Genomic DNA, 6336 nt, shown 5'->3' with positions numbered 1-6336 from the left:
CCTCGGTCCTGTCCGTGTCGATGTCCCATGGGTCAGTCTCCAATGAAAAATGCCCTCCAGACCAACGCCTGGAGGGCACTTCTCGTCGACTCGATGCAGACTATTTACACAGCCTGCCAGCGCCGGCTTTTTCTATGGGCGGCACGCATGCCTGACAAAGGCTAAGGCGCCGAAGGCGGAGCAGCTTCTTCCGCATGGCGCGCCGCCGGGCTCAGCACGTGCCCGAAGCGGCCGGGCAAGTCGCCGGCCTGCACCGCCTCCGGCGTCCACAGGCCGCGTTCGACGGCCTCCGCCGCAATGCCCACGTCCTGCGTGTGCACGAGGCCCAGCCCGATCGGCGAGGCCAGGTACAGCCGGCCTTCTTCGTCGAGCAGGCAGCCCGACACCTCGACCGCATTGCCGGTATGCGACGTGACGGTGAAACCCTCCCCCTCCTCGGCCACGCGCCACACCCAGGGCGCGGCCTCCAGCTCCATGTACACGCGCTGCGGCCCGTTCTGGAAGAACCACTGCCCCTCGTCGTCGTGCTCGTAGTTGCGGTGGATGAAGTCGATCAGCTTGTCATGCCGCAGCATCGAGCCCTTGGCGGCGCGAAACGGGCCTTCGGCCTGGGTGCGGTCGTCGCGCATGTACCAGTTGCCGCGCGCGTCCAAGCCGAGCCAGCCGTAGCAGTGCGGCACGTTGGGCCACTTGGCGATGGCCTGTTTGACGATGTCGTCCATGATGTCATTCTCTTCCCGTGCGCAAGCCAGCGCCGTCAGCCGATATGCCGCCTTTGCCGCCTTTGCCGCCTGTGCCGCCTGTGCCGCCATGCGACTGCAGCCAGTTGCCGACACGCTGGGGCATGCCCTGCACATGCCCCGGCGGCAGCCCCATCGGAAAGCCCACATGGCCGCCGTGCGCGGGCTGCCACAGCGTGACGTGCCGGCCCACCTCGCCGGCGCGGGGCAGGCTCGCGGCGGGAATGAAGGGGTCGTTGCGCGCGTTCACCACCAGCGCGGGCACGCGGATCGACGCCAGGTGCGGCTTGGCCGAGCCGCGCGACCAGTAGTCCGCAACGTCGCGAAAGCCGTGCAGCGGCGCGGTGAACACGTTGTCGAAGTCGTGGAGGTTGCGCGCCGACATCAGCCGCTCGCGGTCGAAAAGGCCCGGGAACTGCGCCAGCTTGGCGAGCGCCTTAGGCTTCATGGTGGCGAGGAACATGCGCGTGTAGACCAGCTTGTTGAAGCCCCGGCCGATGGCCTCGCCACCCGCCGCCAGGTCAAGCGGCGCGCAGACCGAGGCCACGGCGCCCACCACCCCCGAGGCCGTTTCTCCGGCTTCAGAAGCCCATCGCATGAGCGCATTGCCGCCCAGCGACACGCCCGCGGCCAGCACCGTGCCGCCGCCCCTGGCCACGTGCTGCTCGCGCATGCGCGCCAGGATCCAGCCGATTTCTTCGAAGTCGCCCGAATGGTAGGCGCGCGGCGCCAGGTTCAGCTCGCCGCTGCAGCCTCGGAAATGCGGCACGGCGAAGGCCATGCCCTGCGCGGCGGCGAAGGTGGCGAAGGCCTCGGCGTAGTGGCTGCGCGACGAGCCTTCCAGGCCGTGGAACAGCACCAGCAGCGGCGCCGGGCCTGCGGTCGATGGCGCCGGGGGCGCATCCACGAAGTCGACGTCGATGAAGTCGCCGTCCGGCGTGGGCCAGCGCTCGCGCCGGTAGACCGGCGCCGGCCCGTCGAAGCGCCGCGCATACAGCGCGGCCCAGATGGTCTGCAGGTTGCCGCCGGGCAGCCACCGCGGCGCGGTGTAGCCCATCGCCGAACCGGAAGAAGCTGAAGAGGGGAAAGAGGGGGAAACGAAGGACGGCATCAATGCAGGGTCTGGGGCGGGTCGTTCAGGTCATCGGGTTCGCGCGCGCTGCCGGGGCTGGCATGGTGCGCCACCAGGCGCCAGCCCTGCGCGGTCTTGTGATAGACGTTGGTGGCCAGCACGAAGGCATGGCGCGGGCCTTCGGCGGTGAGCACCTCGATGCGCTCCAGCACGTTGTGCACCGCGCTGGCGAGCGACTCGATCTTGCGCACCCGCGCCGGCGTGGCGTGGATCGCGCCGTTGCCGAACATCTGCTCGAAGGCCGCGCGAATGGCCACGGCGCCCACCAGCCGCGGGCCGCCGGGGTGCACGCAGAACACCTCGTCCTCGTCGGCCCAGCAGGCCATCAGCGCATCGATGTCGCCGCGTTGCAGCGCCTCGTAGAAGGCCGCCTCGGCGTCGTCGGCGGTGCCGCCGATGGCCGCGGCGGCGCGGTGTGGGGTCTTGGGCATGGCGTGATTCTGCCGCGCCGAACGTGACGCCGGCACTGCACCGCTTTGGTCCGGCGCGCACCGTGCCGTCGCACCGTGGGCCGTTCGCTTGCGCCACTTTGGACCACTTGGTCAAAACTCCGCTGCATCATTTCTTCAAGCCATTGATTTCAAACAACTTATTCAACTGGCACGGCGTATGCAAGGCGTTGCGCAATCACGCAACAGGAGCCTTTTCCATGAACGTCGGCATCTTCATTCCCATCGGCAACAACGGCTGGCTGTTGTCCGAAAACGCCCCGCAATACAAGCCCAGCTTCGAGCTCAACAAGCAGATCACGCTGAAGGCCGAGCGCTACGGCGTCGACTTCGCGCTGTCCATGATCAAGCTGCGCGGCTTTGGCGGCAAGACCGAGTTCTGGGACCACAACCTCGAGTCGTTCACGCTCATGGCCGGCCTGGCGGCGGTCACCAGCAAGATCAAGCTCTACGCCACGGCCGCCTCGCTGGTGATGCCGCCGGCCATCGTGGCGCGCATGTCGGCCACCATCGACTCCATCTCCAACGGCCGCTTCGGCCTGAACCTGGTCACCGGCTGGCAGCGCCCCGAGTACTCGCAGATGGGCATGTGGCCCGGCGACCAGTTCTTCGGCACGCGCTACGCGTACCTCTCCGAATACATCCAGGTGCTGCGCGACCTGTGGGGCAAGGGCCAGTCCGACTTCAAGGGCGACCACTTCCAGATGGACGACTGCCGCATGAGCCCGCAGCCGCAGGCCGACATGAAGGTGATCTGCGCCGGCCAGAGCGACGCGGGCATGGCGTTCTCCGCCAGGTACGCCGACTACAACTTCTGCTTCGGCAAGGGCGTGAACACGCCCAAGGCCTTCGCGCCGGCCGCCGAAAAGCTCATCGAGGCCACCGCCAGCACCGGCCGCCACGTCACCACCTACGTGCTGATGATGGTGATTGCCGACGAGACCGACGAGGCCGCGCGCGCCAAGTGGGAGCACTACAAGGCCGGTGCCGACCACGAGGCCATCGCGTGGCTGGGCCAGCAGGGCGCGGCCGACACCAAGTCGGGCGCCGACACCAACGTGCGCCAGATGGCCGACCCGACCTCGGCCGTGAACATCAACATGGGCACGCTGGTGGGCTCGTACGCCACTGTTGCGCGCATGCTCGACGAGGTGGCCGAGGTGCCCGGCACCGAAGGCGTGCTGCTCACGTTCGACGACTTCCTGCAGGGCGTGGAAGCCTTCGGCGAACGCATCCAGCCGCTCATGAAGAGCCGCGCGCACGTCGAAAGCCCGGTGCCTTCGCAGGTCGAGCCCGAACGTCTCGCAGCCTGAACGGGAGACGCGCATGACCTCGCCCACCCCCAAGAACACCACCCTCACCTCGACCACGCCCGTCGGCGCGCCGCGCCTGCCCGGCGCGCCTGCACCGCTGGTGCTGCCCGCGCGCCCCGAGCCGGTGGCGCTGCATGCCACCGACTCGGCGCTGATCGTGGTGGACATGCAGAACGCCTACGCCTCCATCGGCGGCTACGTCGACTCGGCCGGCTTCGACATTTCGGGCGCGCAAGGCACCATCGCCAACATCGCGCGCGCCATTTCGGCGGCGCGCGCGGCCGGCATGCTGGTCGTCTTCCTGCAGAACGGCTGGGACGCGGCGTACGTGGAGGCCGGCGGCCCCGGCTCGCCGAACTGGCACAAGTCGAACGCGCTGAAGACCATGCGCGCCAGGCCCGAGCTGCAGGGCAAGTTCCTCGCCAAGGGCGGCTGGGACTACGAGCTCATCGACCCGATGAAGCCGCAGCCCGGCGACATCGTGGTGCCCAAGACGCGCTACAGCGGCTTCTTCAACAGCACGCTCGACAGCACGCTGCGCGCACGCGGCATTCGCCACCTGGTGTTCACCGGCATCGCGACCAACGTGTGCGTCGAATCGACGCTGCGCGATGCCTTCCACCTCGAATACTTCGCGGTGATGCTGGAAGACGCCACGCACGAGCTCGGCGGCGCGGCCATCCAGAAGGCCTCGGTCTACAACGTGGAGACCTTCTTCGGCTGGGTCTCCACGGTGGACCAGTTCTGCCACACCTTCGCGCCCGCGCCCGCCGCTGCACCCACCGCCCCGGCCGAAACGGCCATCGCCTGATTTCTTCACGAAGGACCTTCCCCATGCCCAAGCAAGCCATCATCCCGCCCGGCACCGGCGTGCCCCTCGCGCCCTACGTTCCCGGCACGCTCGCCGACGGCGTGCTCTACGTGTCGGGCACGCTGCCCTTCGACAAGGACAACAACGTGGTCCACGTGGGCGACGCGAGTGCGCAGGCGCGCCATGTGCTCACCACCATCCAGGGCGTGGTCGAGGCTGCAGGCGGCACCATGGACGACGTCACCTTCAACCAGATCATGCTGAAGGACTGGGCCGACTACGCCAAGATCAACACGGTGTATGCCGAGTTCTTTCCGGGCACCAAGCCCGCGCGCTACTGCATCCAGTGCGGCCTGGTGAAGCCCGACGCGCTGGTCGAGATCGCCTCGATCGCGCACGTCGGCAAGAAGGCCTGAACCGCATGACCGGCACAACCCGCATGACTTCGTTGCACTGCGAAATACACGGGCCGTCGGACGCGGCTGCCACCGTGCTGCTGTCGTCGGGCCTGGGCGGCTCGGCCGGGTTCTGGCAGCCGCAACTGGGCGCCTTGATTGCCGCGGGGCATCGGGTGATTGCGTACGACCAGCGCGGCACCGGCCGCAGCCCCGGCGCCCTGCCCGATGCGTACGCCATCGCGGACATGGCGAACGACGTGCGCGAGATCCTCGACGCCACGAACACCGCGCAGTGCCATTTCGCGGGCCATGCGCTGGGCGGCCTCGTCGGCCTGCAGCTCGCGCTCGATACACCCGCGCGCATTGCCAGCCTGGTGCTCGTCAATGCCTGGTCCAAGCCCAACCCGCACTCGGCGCGCTGCTTCGATGCACGCCTTGCACTGCTGGGTGCGTGCGGTGCGCGTGCCTACGTGGAAGCGCAACCGATCTTCCTGTACCCCGCCGCGTGGTGCGCCGCGCACGCCAGGCGCGTGGCCGACGAAGTCGATCACGCCTTCGCGCATTTCCCCGGCGAGCACACCATGCGCACGCGCATCGCCGCGCTGCGCGCCTTCGACATCGACGCACGCCTGGCCGACATTGCCGCGCCCACGCTGGTGGCCGCCGCCAACGACGACGTGCTCGTGCCCTGGACCTGCTCGCTGCGCCTGGCCGAAGGCCTGCCGAACGCCACGCTCAACCTCATGGCGCACGGCGGCCACGCCCACAGCGTGACCGAGGCCGATGCGTTCAACAGCACCCTGCTGGCCTTTCTTTCGCGGGCGAGCACTCCCACCGCACACACCGCCCACGCAGCACACACCGTTTCCGCATGACCACCTCCGCCACGCTCTCCACCCTCGACGACGCCGCGCTGTCGCTGCTGTTCACCGGCGCGCGCAGCCACAACGGCTGGACCGACGAACCCGTCACCGACGCGCAACTGCAGCAGGTCTACGCGCTCGCGAGCCTCGGCCCGACCTCGGCCAACTGCTCGCCCGCGCGCTTCGTGTTCGTGCGCACGCCCGAAGGCAAGGCGCGCCTGGCGCCCGCGCTTTCCAAGAGCAACCTCGACAAGACCATGGCCGCGCCCGTCACGGTCATTGCCGCATGGGACCGCAAGTTCTACGACCAGTTGCCCACGCTCTTCCCGCATGCCGACGCGCGCAGCTGGTTCACCGGCAGCCCCGAGGCCGCGCACGAAACCGCCTTTCGCAACGCCAGCCTGCAGGCCGGCTACCTGCTGCTGGCCGCGCGCGCGGTGGGCCTGGACGCCGGCCCGATGTCGGGCTTCGAAAAGGCGACGGTCGAGGCGGCCTTCTTCGAGGGCACCGACTGGAGCGTCAACTTCCTCATCAACCTGGGCCACGGCGACGCGTCGAAGGTGTTCGCCCGCCTGCCGCGCCTGCCCTTCGACGCGGCCTGCGTGCTGGCCTGACGGAGCTACTGCAATG

Annotated in this window: 8 protein-coding genes; 5 read left to right on the top strand and 3 right to left on the bottom strand. The window is 68.7% G+C overall.

The features are described from left to right. Nucleotides 1-161: 161 nt before the first annotated feature. The 3 genes from ACSFA5_RS31800 to ACSFA5_RS31790 are packed head-to-tail and all read right to left on the bottom strand — an operon-like array spanning nt 162 to nt 2303. Nucleotides 162-722: a DUF2946 family protein gene (locus ACSFA5_RS31800; RefSeq protein WP_435448034.1), complete on the bottom strand. Its 561-nt coding sequence runs from the start codon at nt 720-722 to the stop codon at nt 162-164. A gap of 4 nt (nt 723-726) precedes the next feature. Next, nucleotides 727-1797 (bottom strand): YheT family hydrolase, encoded by a 1071-nt coding sequence (locus tag ACSFA5_RS31795; RefSeq protein WP_435448033.1) that lies wholly within the window; start codon nt 1795-1797, stop codon nt 727-729. A 53-nt stretch (nt 1798-1850) separates the two neighbouring features. Next, complete coding sequence (locus tag ACSFA5_RS31790; RefSeq protein WP_435448032.1) at nt 1851-2303, bottom strand: YybH family protein; 453 nt, start codon at nt 2301-2303, stop codon at nt 1851-1853. A gap of 218 nt (nt 2304-2521) precedes the next feature. Here ACSFA5_RS31790 and rutA point away from each other — a divergent pair, with 218 nt between their 5' ends. Genes rutA through ACSFA5_RS31765 form a run of 5 tightly spaced genes read left to right on the top strand, consistent with a single transcriptional unit; the run spans nt 2522 to nt 6320 of the window. Next, on the top strand, nt 2522-3634 hold the full coding sequence (gene rutA, locus ACSFA5_RS31785; protein WP_435448031.1) for a pyrimidine utilization protein A: 1113 nt from the start codon (nt 2522-2524) through the stop codon (nt 3632-3634). 13 nt (nt 3635-3647) lie between these two features. Then, complete coding sequence (gene rutB / locus ACSFA5_RS31780) at nt 3648-4445, top strand: pyrimidine utilization protein B (RefSeq protein ID WP_435448030.1); 798 nt, start codon at nt 3648-3650, stop codon at nt 4443-4445. Nucleotides 4446-4468: 23 nt separating this feature from the next. Further along, complete coding sequence (gene rutC / locus ACSFA5_RS31775) at nt 4469-4861, top strand: pyrimidine utilization protein C (RefSeq protein ID WP_435448029.1); 393 nt, start codon at nt 4469-4471, stop codon at nt 4859-4861. 5 nt (nt 4862-4866) lie between these two features. Beyond that, the gene (gene rutD / locus ACSFA5_RS31770) at nt 4867-5718 is read left to right on the top strand and encodes a pyrimidine utilization protein D (protein WP_435448028.1); all 852 of its coding nucleotides are present in this window, start codon (nt 4867-4869) and stop codon (nt 5716-5718) included. After that, the gene (locus ACSFA5_RS31765; RefSeq protein ID WP_435448027.1) at nt 5715-6320 is read left to right on the top strand and encodes a malonic semialdehyde reductase; all 606 of its coding nucleotides are present in this window, start codon (nt 5715-5717) and stop codon (nt 6318-6320) included. The genes rutD and ACSFA5_RS31765 overlap by 4 nt, the downstream gene beginning before the upstream one ends. Nucleotides 6321-6336: the final 16 nt, after the last annotated feature.

Source organism: Variovorax monticola (assembly GCF_051216855.1).
In the GTDB taxonomy this organism is placed as follows: domain Bacteria; phylum Pseudomonadota; class Gammaproteobacteria; order Burkholderiales; family Burkholderiaceae_C; genus Variovorax.
Note: the sequence above shows the minus strand (reverse complement) of the source record. Positions and strands in the feature narration are given on the sequence as shown.